Raw genomic sequence first — 15,955 nt, forward strand, 5'->3', positions numbered from 1 at the left:
GTCACAGGCGACATTCGAACGCCGCATTGCGGAAAATCGACGGCGAGCGTCCTGCGTCCGATCCGCCCGGATGGAAGCGCGGCCCGCCCTCCGGTCCGCGAGACATGCCGGCGACGCCGGGCGCGACGATGGAGAAGATGCGCGTCATCGAGCCGACGATCCGAAGGAGACGAGGAGCATTCACACGAAACCGGCCGCAGGTTCAACCCCCCGTTCGAGCGCATTCGGCCGGCCGACCACGGGCGATTCGTTGCGCCGCAGCAAGGATAGGCCGCTCGCCGGCGCGCGGTCATCTCGGGAGCTTTCCCGACGCGGCCGCGCCGAAGCGGCGCGCGACCCTCTCGTCGGCTCCCGGGCCCGGCTCGATCCGCACCTCCTCCGGCGCGAGCGGCTTGCCCTTTGCGCCCGTCACCCGGATTGCGGCGATCTCCTCGCCGGTCTCCGGATCGAAGAGGCGAAGCGGCGCGCCCGCCGGCGCGGCCCAGCGGTCGCCCCATTGCATCAGCGCGACCAGAACGGGGAAGAGGTCGCGGCCTTTCTCGGTCAGGCGATAGTCGCGCGGATTGCCGCGTCCGGAAATCTCGACGCGCTCCATCACCCCGCAGGCCACGAGCTTGGCCAGACGCTCGCTCAACACATTTTTGGCGACGCCGAGATTGCGCTCGAACTCGCCGAAGCGGCGCGCGCCGAAAAAGGCCTCGCGGATGATCAGCAGCGTCCACCATTCGCCGACGATCTCGAGCGCGCGCGCCACGGAACAGGTTTGGGAGGGGAACTGGCCGTTTCTCATCGCGCTCGCCGAGTTGGTCAGGGCTTCGAATCCAGGTTGACAACTCCTATACAGCCGCGTCATGCCCGCGCTTGTCGCGGGCATCCACGCCGAGACATTGCGATACGCGGGGAGAAGAGGCGGCGTTGTTCCGCTCATGTTCTCAGCTTTCCGAGTCGTCGCGGCGTGGATGGCCGCGACAAGCGCGGGCATGACGCTGGAAACATGTCTGCTCGTTAACCTGAATTCGGAGCCCTCCCGAATTTATTTGGTCTCTTGACGAAACCAAATATATGACGCAGTTTCGTCGCGCCAGAGGGGAGCGGACTCATGTCCGACGAAACAGAGACCTATGCCGCAGGCGTCTTGCCGCTCGAGCGGCTGCGCCAGGTGAGCGGATTGGAAGTCGTCAGAGCCATGGGCGAGGGCGCGCTGCCGGTCCCGCCGTTGATGCTCTACTTCGGCTTCCGTCCGATCGAGCTCGAGAGCGGCCGCGTCGTCTTCACGGCGACGCCGGACGAGCGACATTACAATCCGCTCGGAACCGTGCATGGCGGCTATGTCGCCGCTCTGCTCGATTCGGCGATGAGCTGCGCCGTGCATACGACGCTGCCGCCGGGACAGCTCTACACGACGCTCGAGTTCAAGGTGAATTTCACCCGCGCGATCTTTGCTTCCGCCGAGCCGATCTGCGCCGAGGGAAAAGTGCTGCATCAAGGCCGCAGCGTCGCGACGGCGGAAGCGCGGCTCTTCGACGCGCGCCAGCGGCTGCTCGCTCATGCGACGACGACCTGCATGATTTTCTCCGCCTCCCGCGCGCCGGACGCTTCGCCATTCTCCGCCTCCTGAAAGCGAGCAGGAATCGCTCTTCGACCCTGCGCGCCGCCGGCCCGGCGCTGACTCGGCCGCGCGTCAGCCGAATGTCACGCGCGTGATCGCCGGCATGCGCTCGCGCCAGAAAGCGAAGCGCGAGAGCCATCCGAATAAGAGTCCGCGCCAGCCGCGATAGAAGCGGTAATCGAAGGACTCGACCGTCTCGGTCGCCGCCCAGCTTCGCAATGTGGGCTCGATCTCGCTGCGGTCGATTCCCCAGGGCATGGGCGGGATGGTGAAATTCGGCGTGAGCCTGCGGCCTTTCAGCGTCGCTTTCGAGAGCCAGCGCGGAACATGGTCGAACAGCAGCCGCGCCTTCGGAAAGCGCTGCGCCATGTCGCGCAGGAGCGATGCGGTTTCCTCGGGCGGAAGATACATGAACAGCCCCTGCGCCGTGATGAAGACGGCGCGCCCCGGCGGGACTTCGTCGAACCAGCGGCGGTCGAGCGCGCTCAGCGCCACATGGCGATGGCGCTCGTCGGGCTCTATGAAGCGCTCGCGTATGGCGATCGACTCCGGCAGATCCACGGTGATCCACAGCGCCTCCCCGGAATCGGCGATGCGGAACCTGTGCGTTTCCAACCCTTCGCCGAGATTGACGATCACGCCGTCCGGATGCGCATTCAAGAATGCGCGCAGCTCATTGTCGAAGACGACGGCGCGACTGGCGTGCGAGGGCCGCGCTTCGCCGAAACTGGCTTCATAGTCGTAATCGAGCGCGCGATAGATTTCGACGAGCTTCGGATCATGCAGCAGGCCGTCCTCGCGCAACGCCTCGCCGGCGCGATTGTGCAGCGTCCACAACATGGTCTCCGGCACGCCGGTGAGATTGGGCGCGATCTTGTCCATGCGGCCTCCTCATGAAATACGCGCTCGCGCTACGCTTCGCGCTCGATCGCGCGCCAGCCGATATCACGGCGACAAAAGCCTTCTGGCCAGTCGATCGCGTCGACGCCCCGATAGGCGAGCGCCTGCGCCTCGCGAACCGAATCGCCGAGCGCGGTGACGTTGAGCACGCGCCCGCCGGCGGCGAGGAGCTTGTCGCCCTCCCGCCGCGTGCCGGCGTGGGTGACGGTGACGCCCGCGATCTCGCCGGCCCGCGCGAGGCCGTTTATTTCCGCGCCGGTCAGCGGCGTTCCCGGATAGCCCTGCGCCGCCAGCACGACGGTGAGCGCGGCCTTCGGCGAGAATCGGATCGCCCGCTCGGGCAGCGCGCCCGTCGCGCAGGCGAACATGAGCTCGAGCAGATCGTCCTCGAGGCGCGGCAGCATGACCTGCGTCTCCGGATCGCCGAAGCGCACATTGAATTCGATGAGCTGCGGCCCTCGGCTGGTCAGCATCAGCCCGACGAAGAGCACGCCCTGGAACGGCGCGCCCATCTCGCGCATGGCGCGCAGCGTCGGCGCGACGATCTCCCTCATCACGCGCGCCTCTGTCTCGGGCGTGAAGCAGGGCGCCGGCGAATAGGCGCCCATTCCGCCGGTGTTCGGCCCCGTGTCGCCGTCGCCGGCGCGCTTATGGTCCTGCGCCGAGGCGAAGGGCAGCGCGCGCGTCCCGTCGCAGAGCACGAAGAAGGAGGCTTCTTCGCCCTCGAGCTTTTCCTCGATGACCACTTCCGCGCCCGATTTGCCGAAGGCGCCGGAGAACATGGCCCTGACCGCCGTCTCGGCCTCCGCGAGCGTCTCGGCGACGACGACGCCCTTGCCGGCCGCGAGGCCGTCGGCCTTCACCACGATCGGCGCGCCCTTCTCGCGCAGATAGGCGAGCGCCTTCGTCTCGTCGTCGAAGCGCTCGTAATCGGCGGTCGGAATGGCGTTCGCCCGGCAGAGATCCTTGACGAATCCTTTCGAGCCTTCGAGCCGCGCAGCGGCCTTGGACGGGCCGAACACCGCGACGCCTCGCGCGCGCAGAGAATCGGCGAGCCCTTCGACGAGCGGCTGCTCCGGCCCGACGACGACGAGCTCTATGTTCTTTTCCGCGCAGAAGCGCGCGATGGCGTCATGATCCGCAGCGTCGAGACGAACGAGCTCCGCGACCTCGGCCATTCCGGGATTGCCAGGAGCGGCGTAGAGACGCGAAAGGCGCGCGCTTTTCGTGAGAGTCCGGGCGATCGCATGTTCGCGACCGCCCGAGCCGATGAGGAGAACATTCATCCTGTTTTCCGGATAAGCGACGTCTGGCCCTTCATTAGGGCTTCGCGCCTCCAGACGGAAGAGGGCGGCTCGCCGACGCCTATGCAGCGCCCGGCGATTCGTCGCAAAGACGCGCGCGTCGCGCTGCGTTTTCTGTTCACGAGACTCGCCCGAAGCAGCGGCGCCGGCGCGCTGCGGCCCGACGGCTTGAAATTCCCGCGGACCTGCGCTTCACGGCCACGTTTTCGCCGTTCATTTACGTTTTCTGGTTTTCATCGGCGCGCGCGGCGCGCGCAAAGGAGCGACGCGGGAGACGGGGCCGTTCCGGGCGACGTCCCAGGGTCATGGAGAGAGTCATGAAGGAGATTTCGGCACGGAAAATCGCGGGCGTCCTCGTCGCGCTCGGCCTCGGCGTCGCGCCCATCGTGACGGCCGCGCCGGCCGCCGCGGGCGATCCGGGAGCGGCGATCGCGGCGGGCATCGGCGGCTTCGCGCTCGGCGCGCTCGCCGGCAGCGCGGCGCATCCGGTTCCGCCTCCGCCGCCGCCCTATTATGGCGCGCCCGCCTATTATCCGGCGCCGGTCTATGAGGCGCCGCCGCCTTATCGCTGCTGGCGCGAGCGTCGCCCGGTGTTCGACGAATTCGGCGTCGTGATCGGCTATCGCCCCACCCGCGTCTGCCAGTAAGGCGCGCGGAGCGCGAAGCTCCGGCTCGCCTTTGCGATTCCATGGCTCCTGCAACCTTCGACGTCGTCGCCGCGTTACAGCCCATGAGAGGCGCGGCCGACGCCGAGGCGAGAGTTCTTCGCTCCCGTCGGCCCCTCGCCGGGAGCGTCGAATCATGGTCGCATCGAGCCACCCCTCCACGACCCTTTCGAGAATTGTCGTCGGCGTGACCCTCGCCGCCGGTTTTGGCGCGGCTATTGCCGCCACGCCGTCGTTCGGCGCGCGCTCCGAGGCTCCCGCTTTTCCCATGGAGCGCGCCGGCTTCGGCGACAGCGCGACGGCGCTGCGCCCCTTCGGCTCCGGGCCGGCCATTCTGGTCGGCCGCGCCTATGGCCCCGATGACGAGGATTGCGTGCTCGCGGTCACGCGCGTCGAGGGCGCCGACGGCCAGTTCAGCGTCGCCCGCGGAATCGCCTGCCCGCAGTGAGCGCGCCCCTATCGGACGACGATGCGGCCCATGCCCCAATTGGGCTCGACGCGCGGACGCCGCGTGCGGAATTGGCCTTTCAGCACCAGCGCGAAGGCGATGGCGTCGAGGCCGGCGAGCGTCAGCCACCAGAGCTGCTCGGCCGCCGGTCCGAGGACGCAGATCGTCAGCCCCGTCGCCAATCCGCCGAGCAGGAAGGGCGCGAGCACCGGCCGGGTCCGGCCGATGACGTAAAAGGCGCGCGCGACGACCGCCGCGAGGCCGAAGGCGCCGAGAATTCCGAGGTCGAACCACACCTGGAACAACAGGCTGCGCGGCGTGTCCGGATAGAGATAATGCCCGGCGACGCCGAACACGGCCGCGCCGAAGCCATGGCCGATGAAGAGCCGCGGCCCGTCACTGGCGATGATTCGCCCCCAAGTCTCGAGCGGCGCCGCGAAAGCGGGCAGGCGCTCCGGCGCGGCGAGATGCATGAGGATCGGCGCCAGCGGCGCGAGCAGGATCAAGCCCGCGGCGGTGATCGCCAGCAGCGAGCCGGCGCGTCGCGCCTTGCCGAAGGACAGCGTCAGCACGAGCGCGCCGACGATCAGCGCCGGCAGCGCATTGGGCGCCCGCGCCAACAGACAGGCGGCGACGCTGACGAGCGCGACGACGGCGGCCGACACCCAGCGCCCGCGCAGCGCCAGCGCGCCGAGCGCCGGCCAGATCGCCAGCGCGAGGCCGAGGCCGGCGCGCTGCAAGGCGTTGCTGTCGAGATCGACCGGCTGTCCGCCGCCGCTCGCCGAGACGAGGGCGACGGCGGCGAGCGCGGCGGCGGCGGCGGCCGTGCCGATGGGCAGCAGATTGAGGTTGGAGGTCTTGGTGCGCGCCGGCAGCAGCGCGCAAGCGGCGGCGACGAGCGCCAGAGTGGCGACGCTCTTGGCGAATCGCTCGGCCGGGCCGGCCCCGAAGGGCGTCCAGGCGAGCGACAGGCCCGTCCAGCCGACAAAGAAGAAAGCGGCGAATGCGGTCGGCGTCAGCGCCAGAACGGCGATCTCGCGCAAGCGGCGCGTCTCCGGCGCGAGGCTCGCCGAGAGCAGCAGCAGAGCGGCGCCGATGGGCAGCAGAATATAGACGGTCTGCCGCGTCAGGATCGGCGCCAGCTGCGAGATGATGAACAGCAGCATGATGCTGAGACGCGCGAGAAGGCGCGCCGCCTCGGCGGCCGGATCGTCAATTGTGCGTCGCGAAACATTGGACATGGCGGCGGCGTTCGGCATAGGGCGCCCGCCCGGCAGGCGGCGCGGAGAATTCTAATGTTTGTGTTTCGGCGAATCCATGGACGCGCCGCCGTTGCGCCGCGGCAATCTGCGCCGCGACGTCACTTTTTCGGAAGGTGTGTCTCTTTTGCCCATTCCTCACGTACGCAAGCGTCCCCCTCCTTCGGGAGAGCCTTCCCGGCGAGTACGGAAAGGTCTTCCGCAGGCAGGAGCCGCGCCAGCGCCCACACGGCGGCGCCGCGCGCGAGCGGCGAGGGATCGGCGAGCATCGGCTCGACCGCGGCGGCGAGCGCCGGGATGTTCGAATTGCCGATCGCGATCGCGACATTGCGGCGAAAGCGCGCGTGGCCGAGCCGCTTGACCGGCGTTCCGGCAAACAGCGCGCGAAACCCCGAATCGTCGAGCGCGGCGAGATCGGCGAGGCGGGGCGCGGAGAGCTCCTCGCGCAAGGCGAGCTTCGCATCCCGCGCGCCGCGGGCGAATTTGTTCCAGGGGCAGACGGAAAGACAATCATCGCAGCCGAACACGCGATTGCCGATCGCTTCTCGAAACTCGCGCGGAATCGGGCCCTTGTGCTCGATGGTGAGATAGGCGACGCAGCGTCTCGCGTCGAGCCGATAGGGCGCCGGAAAGGCCTTGGTCGGGCAGATGTCGAGACATTTGCGGCAGGAGCCGCAATGGTCCCGCTCCGGCGCGTCGGGCTCCAGCGCGAGATCGGTGAAGATCGCCCCGAGCAGGAGCCAGGAGCCGAAGCGGCGCGAGACGAGATTGGTGTGCTTGCCCTGCCAGCCGAGCCCGGCGGCCTGGGCCAGAGGCTTCTCCATCACCGGCGCCGTGTCGACGAAGACCTTGACCTCGCCGCCGCCGGCCTGCGCCAGCAGGTAGGAGGCGAGCTGCTTCAGCCTTCCCTTGACGACCTCGTGATAGTCGCGCCGACGGGCGTAGAGGGAGATCGCGCCGCGCTCGGGCCTGCCCAGAATCGCGAGCGGGTCGCCGGCCGCGCCATAATCGACGCCGAGCATGACGATGGAGCGCGCCTGCGGCCAGAGCGCTTTCGGCGAAGCGCGGCGATCGGCGGTCTCCTCCATCCAGCCCATGTCGCCATGGGAGCCGGCGGCGAGCCATTCGGCGAGATGCGCGCCCGTCTGCGGCGGCGCGCTCGCGCTGGTGATGGCGCAGAGGTCGAGGCCGAGCTCGGCCGCGCGGCGGCGCAGCCGCTCCTCGAGGCTCAGAAGTCCAGCTCGGCGTAAACCGGCCCCGGCGTCATGCCCGGTGTGCGATCGGCCAGCAGGGGACGGAAGGCCGGCCGCGACTTGATGCGCTGATACCAGTGCTTGACCGTCTCGTCTTCGTCCCATGGCACGTCGCCCAGATAGTCGACGCAGGAGAGATGGGCCGCCGCGGCGAAATCCGCATAGGTCAGGGACTCGCCCGCAAGCCACCGCCGCGCTTCGGTCAGATAGCCGATGTAGCGGATATGGGGACGCAGATTGGCGCGCGCGACCCGCAGCAGATCCATGTCCGGCGCGCCGCCGCCGATCTCCAGAGCGAGAAAGCGCTTGTAGACTTTCTCCGTGACCAGGAAATTCGTCACCTCGTCGAAGAATTTGCCGTTGAACCAGTCGATGAGCCGGCGCGTCTCGACGCGCTCGCGCAGGCCGCGCGGCATCAGCCGCAGGCCGCTGAAATCGCTCGGCAGGCAGTCCTCGAGATATTCGACGATGACGCTCGCGCCCGGAATCACGGTCCCGTCGTCGTCGACCAGAAGCGGCGTCCGGCCGGCCGGGTCGAGCGTCAGAAACTCCCGCCGCCGCTCCGCCGCCCGCTCCTCGATCAGCGTCGTCTCGATCCCATATTCGGCGAGAATCAGCCGCACGAAGCGGGAATGGGGGCAGAGCGGATGATGATAGAGAGTGGGCATGGAGCCGTGGTGTGACGGCGAAACGCCGGATCGTGGAACCGAAGCGGAGCCGACCGTATAAGTCGGCGCGTGCGCCGCCACAAGCGCAGAGATTATGCGCCGCGGCGGCGCGAAACGGCTCCACCTCATTGAAAATAATGTGCTTCGCGACGACCTCCTCCGGCGCCTGCGACACTGTCCGCCACCCGCCTTTTTTATGGGCGGCGTTAATGATTCGTTTCTCTTTCGCGGCCCTGGCGCTCACAGCACGATCACCTGCGCGCCGATTTTCACGCGGCCGAAGAGGTCGGCCACATCCTCGTTGAGCATACGGATGCAGCCCGAGGAGACCGCCTGTCCGATCGACCAGGGCTCGTTGGAGCCGTGGATGCGGAACATGGTGTCGCGCTCGCCCGAATAGAGATAGAGGGCGCGGGCGCCGAGCGGATTGTTCTCGCCGCCTTCCATATGGCGCGGCAGGTCCGGCCGGCGCTTCAGCATGGCCGCGGGCGGCGTCCAATCGGGCCATTGCGCCATGCGGCCGATGCGGGTCTGGCCGCTCCAGGCGAAGCCCTCGCGGGCGACGCCGACGCCATAGCGGATCGCGCGCCCGTCCGGCAGCGAGAGATAGAGCAGGCGGTTTTTGGTGTCGACGGTGATGGTTCCGGGCGCCTGACCGGTCGGGTCTTCGACGATCGCGCGGGTCGAGGTCGGATATTCGCGGGCGACGCGCGCATCCTCCGTCTGCGCCGCGACGGAGCGGCCCTCGAAGAGCGCGAGGAAAGGATTGCTCTCGGCGCGGGCCGCTGGAGCGCAGGAAACCGCGGTCGCGGCGACGGCGGCGAAAAAGGCGGCCTCGGCGCCGCGGGCCGAAATTCGTGAGCTCATGACGTCCTCCCGTCTCGTCCGGATGTTCGATGGCTCCGGTGTAGCGGGAACGCGGGCGCAGATTCGTGCGTCGGCGCACAGAGCGCGCCGAGGTTGCGGGACGAGCAGGACGCTGGAGAGCAGAAAACTGGAGAGCAGAACACGGAAGAATATGACGCTTGCCGGCGTCGTCCGAAGCCGGGTTCGAGGAGCAAGACCAAAGCCTCACCCTCACCCGAGCGCAATATCCGACGTCCTCAGATCGTCTTGCCCTCGAAACGGCAGAGATCGGCGATGATGCAGCGCTCGCATTCCGGCCGGCGCGCCTTGCACACATAGCGCCCGTGCAGAATGAGCCAGTGATGCGCGTGCAGCTTGAAGCGCTCGGGCACGATTTTCTCGAGACCCGCCTCCACCTGCTCGACGGTCTTGCCTGAAACGAGCGGCAGCCGGTTGGAGAGGCGGAAGATGTGCGTGTCCACCGCGATCACCGGAACATGGAAGGCGATGTTGAGCACGACATTGGCCGTCTTGCGGCCGACGCCGGGCAGCGCCTGCAGCGCCTCGCGGTCGCAGGGCACGTCGCCGCCGTGCTTCTCGATGAGCTGCGCGCTGAGGGCGATGACATTCTTGGCCTTGGTCGGATAGAGGCCGATCGTCTTGATATGCTCGCGCAGCCCGTCTTCGCCGAGCGCGAGCATTTTTTCCGGCGTGTCGGCGACTTTGAACAGCGCGCGCGTCGCCTTGTTGACGCCTGCGTCGGTCGCCTGCGCCGAAAGAACCACGGCGACGAGCAGGGTGAAGACATTCACATGCTCGAGCTCGCCTTTGGGATGGGGGTCGGCCGCCTCGAGGCGCGTGAAAATCTCCTCGATTCGCGCAGCCTCGCGGCCGCGCGGCGACGCGGGGCACCGCGCCTTTGCGAGCGAGCTCTTTCCGTTCGGCATAAAGGCGTTATAACTCGACGTCTCGGAGAACGAAAGGCGGCGACGTGACGGCGAGCGCTCCTTCGACGACGGCCATTTATCAAGCGCGGCTCATCCCGCATCGCTCGATGACGCCACGGCAGGCGCATTTGTTCATCCTGCTGTTCGGCGCGGGGACCTGCGTGCTGTCGCTCCCCTTCTTTATTCTCGGCGCCTGGCCGGTGATCGGCTTCATGGGGCTCGACGTGCTGGCGCTCTATGTCGCCTTTCGCGTGAGCTTCCGCTCGGCCGAGGCCTTCGAGAGCCTGCGCTTGACGCCTTTCGAGCTGGCGATCGTGAAGGCGAGCCCCTATGGCGCGCGGCAGGAGCGGCGTTTCGACACTTATTGGCTGCGGCTCGAGGCGGAGACGGACGAGGAGTTCGGCACGCAGCGCGTGCTCCTCGTCTCGCGCGGCGAGCGCGTCGAGATCGGCGCATTTCTGGCGCCGGAGCAGAAGGCGGCGCTCGCCGCGGAGCTGTCCCGCGCGCTGGCGGAAGCGAAGCGCGGGCCTTTCCATTCGTAAAGCGTTTCCAGCCGAAGCGGACGACGGTTCGGCGTCGGAAACGCGTCAAAGTGTGAAGCGCGTTTTCGGGTGGCGGCGGCGCCCGCCGCGGGCGATGATGCGCGCATGGCCCTCGCCGTCCAACCCTGTCTTCCCGCCCCGGAGCCGTGGCTCGGCGACGACTACGCCGCCGTCGCGCGGACGATCCACTTCATCGGCGAGAATTGGCGCCGGCAGCCTTCGGTCGAGGAGATGGCGCGCGCCGCTCGCGTCTCCGAACAGCATTTGCGCGCTCTGTTCCGGCGCTGGGCTGGGCTGTCGCCCAAGGAGTTTCTGGAGGCGCTGACGCTGCGCCACGCCCGCGCTCTGCTCGACGGGCCATGCAGCCTGCTCGACGCCTCGCTCTCGCTCGGCCTCTCCGGACCGTCCCGGCTGCATGATCTCTTCGTGACCCACGAATCGCTGACGCCGGGCGAGTTCAAGCGCAAAGGCGAGGGGCTCGACATGCGCTACGGCTTCCATCCCTCGCCCTTCGGCGAGGCGATTCTCGTCGCGACGGAGCGGGGCCTCGCCGGCCTCGGCTTCGCGGACGGCGCGCGCGAGGCGGCGCTCGAGGATTTGCGCCGCCGCTGGCCGAAAGCGCGATTTTCGCTGGACGAGAACGCGACCGCGCCTTTTGCGCGGCGCGCCTTCGACCCGGCGGAATGGTGGCCGGAAAGGCCCTTGCGCCTCGTGCTCATCGGCTCCGAATTCGACGTTTCGGTCTGGGAGGCGCTGCTTTCGATCGAAATGGGCCGAGCGACCACTTATGGCGCGATCGCGCGCCGTCTCGGCAAGCCGGGCGCCGCGCGGGCCGTGGGCGCCTCCGTTGGACGCAATCCCGTCTCCTTCGTCGTGCCCTGCCATCGCGTGCTCGGCGCGAGCGGCGCGCTGACCGGCTATCATTGGGGCCTGACGCGCAAGCAGGCGATCATCGGCTGGGAGGCGGGACGGATCGCGCGCGCTCCGTCGCCCTCGCGTAGCGCCATTTGATTCGCATGCGCTTTTCCGACAATGCTTCGCAGTTTTCGGGAACAGCCGTAGCTGCTGGACGCCAAGGCCGAGACGCGCCATATTCCGGGCGGTTCGACAAGGTCCCCCACATGAGCGCCGCCGTCGCATTCGATACGTTGAAGTTCGTGGAGAAGCTCGAGGCCGCCGGCGTGCCGCACGCACAGGCCAAGGCGACCGCCGAAGCTTTCGCCGAGGCGACAAGCCAGGAACTGGCGACAAAGTCCGATCTCGCCGTCGTGAGGGCCGATCTCGCCGTTGTGAAGACCGACCTCGAGACGAAGATCGAAAAGGCCGAGTTGCGCCTCGAGGCCAAGATCGAGGCCACCAAGGCCGAGATCATCAAATGGCTGTTCGGAACGATCGGCTTTCAGACGCTCGTCATTCTCGGCGCCGTACTGGCGCTCGCCAGGATGGCGCATAGCTAGAGCATGTTCCCGAAAAGTACGAAGCGGTTTTCGGAGAAGAACATGCGAATTCAAAGAGCTTTTAGAGCGAATTCGGGCATGATTCGTCCGAATGCGTTTCTAAGCTTTTGTTTGACGGGTTTCCGACGCCGAACAGGCGTCCACTTCGGCTGGAAACGCTCTCGACTGACGAGATTCGCGCAGCCGAAAAGAACGGACATGCCGTCAACGGCGCCGGTCGATCCGCTCGAAATGCGCCTCGGCCTCGCGAATCAGCCGCTCCTCGTGGATTTTCCAATAGCGCCACAGCGCGATGACGCCGGCGACGGCGCCGGCGAGGCCGATCCAGCCGAGCGGCCCGGCGACGCGATGGATGGCGGCGCCGAACACATAGCCGCCGAGGCCGAAGACCAGCGACCAGCAAACGCCGCCCGACGCGTTGTAGAAAAGAAATTTCAGCGGGTCGAACCGATTGGCGCCGGCGAGCAGGGCCGCCAATATGCGCAATAGCGCGATGAACCGGCCGAAAAAGACGATCGCGCCGCCCCAGCGCATGAAGAGATACTGCCCGAGCCGCAATTGCGGCGGCCCGATCCCGATATGGGAGCCGTAGCGCATCAATAGGTTGACGCCGAATTCGCGGCCGATCCAGAAGCCGATATTGTCGCCGACGATCGCGCCCGCCGCGGCCGCCAGCATGATCATGAAAATGCTCATATTGCCGGTATGGCCGGCGTAGATCGCCGCGCCGACGAGCGTCGTCTCGCCGGGGAGCGGAATTCCGGCGCTCTCCAGCGCGACGATGAAGAATATGGCCCAATAGCCATAGGTCGTCAGAATAGAAATGATCTGAGCTTCGTCGATCAGTCCCGACATTCGCCGCCCCTGCCATTTCGACCGAGGGGCGGGATTGTCGCCGCCGGATAGGCCTCGCGCAAGAGGCGCGCGACCGGCGTCAGCGCGCGTCGAGACGCGCGGCGCGCAGCCGGGCGATCCCGTCGAAGGAGAGGCCGCCGCCGCGCTGGAGGAAGGGCGGGCTTAAGGCCTTCACGTCGTCGGCGAATTGCGCGCCGCCCTCCAATGCCTTCTCGACCACTCTGCGAAGCCCGCTCAATATCGGCTGATCGCAGCCGGCCATCTCGCGCGCGAGCTGGGCCCGCTCCGTCTCACCCGCCCGCAGCGCGAAATCGCGCACCACCACGGCCACGAAACGACCTTCGCTGACGCCGTTCTCCTGCGCCACGGCGCGCACTCTTTCCGCAAAGACGCCCCCGATGCAGCTGGTCGCCGCCTGCGCGACCTTGTCGTTCGAGCATGAATGGATCAGATCGGTGACGAGCATGACCTTTTCTCCGTCCTGCGAACGAAACTCTCCTGCTCCGTCGAAATGCATTTCGATAATCCCGTATCTTTGCGGCCCCTGCGCGCCCGCATTGTCGGCTTATGTCCCCGAACGCCGCCCCTGCGTATGTTTCTCGCCCATACGCAAGGGTCGGATACGCAAAAGCCGGACCAGATTTCTCGAAGTCTTTCCCCTCGGCTGTCTTCGCCGCTATATCGACGCAAATCCGAGCTTCATTCGGAATCTATTGTATCGTTTCGGCGTCCCGCCCGGCGCCGCGTAAGCAAAACGTCGTAGAAGTGAAAAGGTTTCATCGCGTTCCGCTTTGTCCAGAGGGCCGGGGCGGCAAAGACCTTGCCGCGGGTCGAAGCGGCGAGATTTTTGAAAGGAAAGTCATCGATGACGGCGGGTCCGCGCCGCTCGCGGCGACTTTCATTGGGGGATGTCGATTGGAGGAAGGTCGATGGAACGTCGCGCTTTTATGAAATTTCTCGTTGTCGGAGCGGCGGCGGCCCTCGCCGCGGGGCCCTCGCAGGCGTTGACCTCCGTCGCGCCGCTCGACGCGCCCCTCGCGCCCGAGCCCGCGCCGCAAGCCGCCGTGGCGACGCAGGAGGATATCGAGCAAGCACACGTCGAAAAGACCCAGTGGTATTATCGTCGCCGCTATTGGCGGCGCTATTATCGGCCGCGCTACCGGCGCCGTCGCCGCTACTTCTATTACTACTGACGATCGAAGGCGCGCGCGGCCGCGGATTCCGGCCGCGCGCCGCGCCTCACCAGGCGCCGACGTTGGGCATGGAGCTCCAGGGCTCCGCCGGCGGCAGCGGCGCGCCTTTCTGCAACAGCTCGATCGAGATTTGATCCGGCGAGCGGACGAAGGCCATATGGCCGTCGCGCGGCGGCCGGTTGATGGTGACGCCCGCCTGCTGCAAGCGCGCGCAGACGGCGTATATGTCGTCGACGGCGAAGGCGAGATGGCCGAAATTGCGGCCGCCCGAATATTCGTGCTCGTCCCAATTATAGGTGAGCTCGACGAGCGGAGCGCCCGCGCCCTGCGCCTGCGGAAGGTCCTGCGGCGCGGCGAGATAGACGAGCGTGTAGCGGCCCTTCTCATTCTCGGCGCGGCGCGTCTCGACGAGGCCGAGCTTGCCGCAGAAGAAGTCCAGCGAGCGGTCGAGATCGCCGACGCGGATCATCGTGTGGAGATATTGCATGGTTGCGCGCCTTTGTGCGGTGGAGGGGCGAGAATAAAGTCTTTCCGTGTTTCATTGAAACATGGAAACAGCCTCGGCTTTTGTCTCGACGCGTTTATGACGCCGAGCCGGCGTCCGGCCGCTCCGGCGCACGCCCCCGCGTGATGCGAAGCTTCAGAGGCCGCGGGCCCAGGCCGGGCGCAGCGGCGCCTCCTCCGGCGCAGCGATGGCGGCGCGCAATTGCGCGAGCAGACGCGCCTTGTCCGCGCCGAGCGCGCCGCGCAGGACCAGCCAATTGGAGGCGTGGTCGCTGCGGAAAACGGTTCGCTTCAATTCGAGCCGCGAGAGGAACGCCTCCATCTCGCGCAGCAGCCCGGGAACGTCGAGCGGCTCGAAATCCCGGAATTTGGCGCGGAAACGCGCCTCTCCCTCGGGAAAGCCGACGACGAGCGTGGCGAGGAACTCCGGCTGAGCGGCGTTGATCAGCGCGGCCGAATTGGCGGCGTGCGGACCGCTCAGCGACGCGCCGCCGAGCCCGTTGAGGATCATCACGGAGCGCTTGATTCCGGCCTCGCCGAGCTTCTCCAGCGCCTGCCGCGTCGAGGCGAAGGTCTCGCCCTTCTCGACGCGCGCGAGCACGTCGTCGTCGCCCGATTCCGCTCCGACATAGACGAGCGACAGGCCGAGCTCGGCGAGCGCGCGCAGCTCCGCGACGGATTTGCGGCCGACATTGCGCGGCAGGCAGTAGCTCGACACGCGGCGCACGCCGGGCAGCGCGCGGCGGATCGCCTCGAGAATGGCCGCGAGCCGGCGCGTGGACAAGGTCATGGCGTCGCCATCCGCGAGAAACACGCGCGTGACCGAGCCGCCGTAGCGCTCGCCGCAGCGCCTTATGCTCTCCATCACCTCCGCCTCGTCGCGCGGCCGGAAGCGCTTCTGCGGCGCGGTGTACATCTCGCAGAAGGCGCAGCGGTTCCACGAGCAGCCGTCGGTCACGGGAAGGATCAGCGACTGAGCTTCGCTCGGCGGACGAAAGACGGGCTCGACATAGCGGATGGGGGCGTCGGTCATGGCGCGAGTCTAGACCGGAATCCGATCCGATTGGATCGGATTCCGGTCTAGCTTTTCTTGCCTGGAGCGAATTCTGATCGCTCGAACGATTCGAGCGGAAAGCGCTCTAGCGCGAGGAGGAGGGAACGGAAACATGCCGGCTCGGTGAGATTTCCGTTCGTGACGCATCGGCGAAATTCGAGCCGACGCGATGCCCGCCATCGGATTCCCACATCGCGAGACCCTGCCGCCGTCATGGCCGGGCTTGTCCCGGCCATCTACGCCAAGCAGCTGAGAAATAGGAGGAAAGCGTCCGCCATCGATAGGTTCATCCCGCCTCGGGCGCCGCCGGAGCTTCGGCGTCGCGCCAGACTTCCGAGACGCCTCGGCGCGCCGGCGTGGATGGCCGCGACAAGCGCACGGCTGTCCGGCACAAAAATTGGTTGTACAAGCGCATGACATTGATTCTAATCCAGTCCTGAGTTTGGCGACT

General features: G+C 67.3%; 20 protein-coding genes. 7 read left to right on the forward strand and 13 right to left on the reverse strand.

Going from position 1 to position 15,955, the window contains the following annotated elements; all coding sequences use genetic code 11:
* Nucleotide 1 precedes the first annotated feature (1 nt).
* Together Mspo_RS09535 and Mspo_RS09540 are read right to left on the reverse strand one after the other, a co-directional pair.
* Nucleotides 2-148 (reverse strand): hypothetical protein, encoded by a 147-nt coding sequence (locus tag Mspo_RS09535; protein ID WP_159729132.1) that lies wholly within the window; start codon nt 146-148, stop codon nt 2-4.
* A 141-nt stretch (nt 149-289) separates the two neighbouring features.
* On the reverse strand, nt 290-790 hold the full coding sequence (locus Mspo_RS09540) for a helix-turn-helix domain-containing protein (RefSeq protein ID WP_159729134.1): 501 nt from the start codon (nt 788-790) through the stop codon (nt 290-292).
* 309 nt (nt 791-1,099) lie between these two features.
* Here Mspo_RS09540 and Mspo_RS09545 point away from each other — a divergent pair, with 309 nt between their 5' ends.
* Nucleotides 1,100-1,618, forward strand: coding sequence for a PaaI family thioesterase (locus Mspo_RS09545; RefSeq protein WP_159729136.1), 519 nt, complete (start codon nt 1,100-1,102; stop codon nt 1,616-1,618).
* 63 nt (nt 1,619-1,681) lie between these two features.
* On the opposite strand, the gene Mspo_RS09550 is transcribed toward Mspo_RS09545, so the two are convergent.
* Entirely contained in the window at nt 1,682-2,491 is an 810-nt protein-coding gene (locus tag Mspo_RS09550; protein ID WP_159729138.1) for a class I SAM-dependent methyltransferase, read from the reverse strand.
* A gap of 29 nt (nt 2,492-2,520) precedes the next feature.
* Nucleotides 2,521-3,795 (reverse strand): phosphoribosylamine--glycine ligase, encoded by a 1,275-nt coding sequence (purD, locus tag Mspo_RS09555; protein ID WP_159729139.1) that lies wholly within the window; start codon nt 3,793-3,795, stop codon nt 2,521-2,523.
* Between the two features lie 335 nt (nt 3,796-4,130).
* Between purD and Mspo_RS09560 the strand changes: the two genes are divergently transcribed.
* Both Mspo_RS09560 and Mspo_RS09565 read left to right on the forward strand, forming a co-directional pair.
* Nucleotides 4,131-4,460, forward strand: coding sequence for a hypothetical protein (locus Mspo_RS09560; RefSeq protein WP_244613281.1), 330 nt, complete (start codon nt 4,131-4,133; stop codon nt 4,458-4,460).
* A 154-nt stretch (nt 4,461-4,614) separates the two neighbouring features.
* Nucleotides 4,615-4,926: a hypothetical protein gene (locus Mspo_RS09565; RefSeq protein ID WP_159729142.1), complete on the forward strand. Its 312-nt coding sequence runs from the start codon at nt 4,615-4,617 to the stop codon at nt 4,924-4,926.
* Nucleotides 4,927-4,934: 8 nt separating this feature from the next.
* On the opposite strand, the gene Mspo_RS09570 is transcribed toward Mspo_RS09565, so the two are convergent.
* From Mspo_RS09570 to nth, 5 genes are all read right to left on the reverse strand, one after another.
* Entirely contained in the window at nt 4,935-6,167 is a 1,233-nt protein-coding gene (locus Mspo_RS09570; RefSeq protein ID WP_159729144.1) for a hypothetical protein, read from the reverse strand.
* Between the two features lie 119 nt (nt 6,168-6,286).
* A complete protein-coding gene (queG, locus tag Mspo_RS09575) occupies nt 6,287-7,516 on the reverse strand; it encodes a tRNA epoxyqueuosine(34) reductase QueG (RefSeq protein WP_244613287.1) in 1,230 nt (409 codons plus the stop codon).
* Entirely contained in the window at nt 7,414-8,106 is a 693-nt protein-coding gene (locus Mspo_RS09580) for a glutathione S-transferase family protein (RefSeq protein ID WP_159729146.1), read from the reverse strand. Before Mspo_RS09580 ends, queG begins: the two co-directional genes overlap by 103 nt.
* Before the next feature lie 240 nt (nt 8,107-8,346).
* Nucleotides 8,347-8,973 (reverse strand): L,D-transpeptidase, encoded by a 627-nt coding sequence (locus tag Mspo_RS09585; protein WP_159729147.1) that lies wholly within the window; start codon nt 8,971-8,973, stop codon nt 8,347-8,349.
* A gap of 236 nt (nt 8,974-9,209) precedes the next feature.
* A complete protein-coding gene (gene nth, locus Mspo_RS09590; protein WP_159729149.1) occupies nt 9,210-9,899 on the reverse strand; it encodes an endonuclease III in 690 nt (229 codons plus the stop codon).
* A gap of 44 nt (nt 9,900-9,943) precedes the next feature.
* Between nth and Mspo_RS09595 the strand changes: the two genes are divergently transcribed.
* The 3 genes from Mspo_RS09595 (at nt 9,944) to Mspo_RS09605 (ending at nt 11,898) form a co-directional block, all read left to right on the forward strand.
* A complete protein-coding gene (locus Mspo_RS09595) occupies nt 9,944-10,441 on the forward strand; it encodes a DUF2244 domain-containing protein (RefSeq protein WP_159729151.1) in 498 nt (165 codons plus the stop codon).
* A gap of 105 nt (nt 10,442-10,546) precedes the next feature.
* Nucleotides 10,547-11,452 carry a bifunctional helix-turn-helix domain-containing protein/methylated-DNA--[protein]-cysteine S-methyltransferase gene (locus Mspo_RS09600; protein WP_159729152.1) on the forward strand — a complete coding sequence of 302 codons (906 nt, stop codon included), beginning with the start codon at nt 10,547-10,549 and terminating at the stop codon, nt 11,450-11,452.
* Nucleotides 11,453-11,562: 110 nt separating this feature from the next.
* Nucleotides 11,563-11,898 (forward strand): DUF1640 domain-containing protein, encoded by a 336-nt coding sequence (locus Mspo_RS09605; RefSeq protein ID WP_159729154.1) that lies wholly within the window; start codon nt 11,563-11,565, stop codon nt 11,896-11,898.
* Nucleotides 11,899-12,102: 204 nt separating this feature from the next.
* Here the strand turns inward: Mspo_RS09605 and Mspo_RS09610 are convergent, their stop codons facing one another.
* Together Mspo_RS09610 and Mspo_RS09615 are read right to left on the reverse strand one after the other, a co-directional pair.
* Entirely contained in the window at nt 12,103-12,753 is a 651-nt protein-coding gene (locus Mspo_RS09610) for a DedA family protein (protein ID WP_159729156.1), read from the reverse strand.
* Nucleotides 12,754-12,832: 79 nt separating this feature from the next.
* A complete protein-coding gene (locus Mspo_RS09615) occupies nt 12,833-13,219 on the reverse strand; it encodes a hypothetical protein (RefSeq protein ID WP_159729158.1) in 387 nt (128 codons plus the stop codon).
* 481 nt (nt 13,220-13,700) lie between these two features.
* Here Mspo_RS09615 and Mspo_RS09620 point away from each other — a divergent pair, with 481 nt between their 5' ends.
* The gene (locus Mspo_RS09620; RefSeq protein ID WP_244613283.1) at nt 13,701-13,946 is read left to right on the forward strand and encodes a hypothetical protein; all 246 of its coding nucleotides are present in this window, start codon (nt 13,701-13,703) and stop codon (nt 13,944-13,946) included.
* A gap of 46 nt (nt 13,947-13,992) precedes the next feature.
* On the opposite strand, the gene Mspo_RS09625 is transcribed toward Mspo_RS09620, so the two are convergent.
* Both Mspo_RS09625 and Mspo_RS09630 read right to left on the reverse strand, forming a co-directional pair.
* Nucleotides 13,993-14,433: a VOC family protein gene (locus tag Mspo_RS09625; protein ID WP_159729162.1), complete on the reverse strand. Its 441-nt coding sequence runs from the start codon at nt 14,431-14,433 to the stop codon at nt 13,993-13,995.
* Between the two features lie 153 nt (nt 14,434-14,586).
* A complete protein-coding gene (locus Mspo_RS09630; RefSeq protein ID WP_159729164.1) occupies nt 14,587-15,483 on the reverse strand; it encodes a radical SAM protein in 897 nt (298 codons plus the stop codon).
* Between the last annotated feature and the right edge of the window lie 472 nt (nt 15,484-15,955).

It is taken from the genome of Methylosinus sp. Ce-a6, assembly GCF_009811655.1.
Classification (GTDB): Bacteria; Pseudomonadota; Alphaproteobacteria; order Rhizobiales; family Beijerinckiaceae; genus Methylosinus.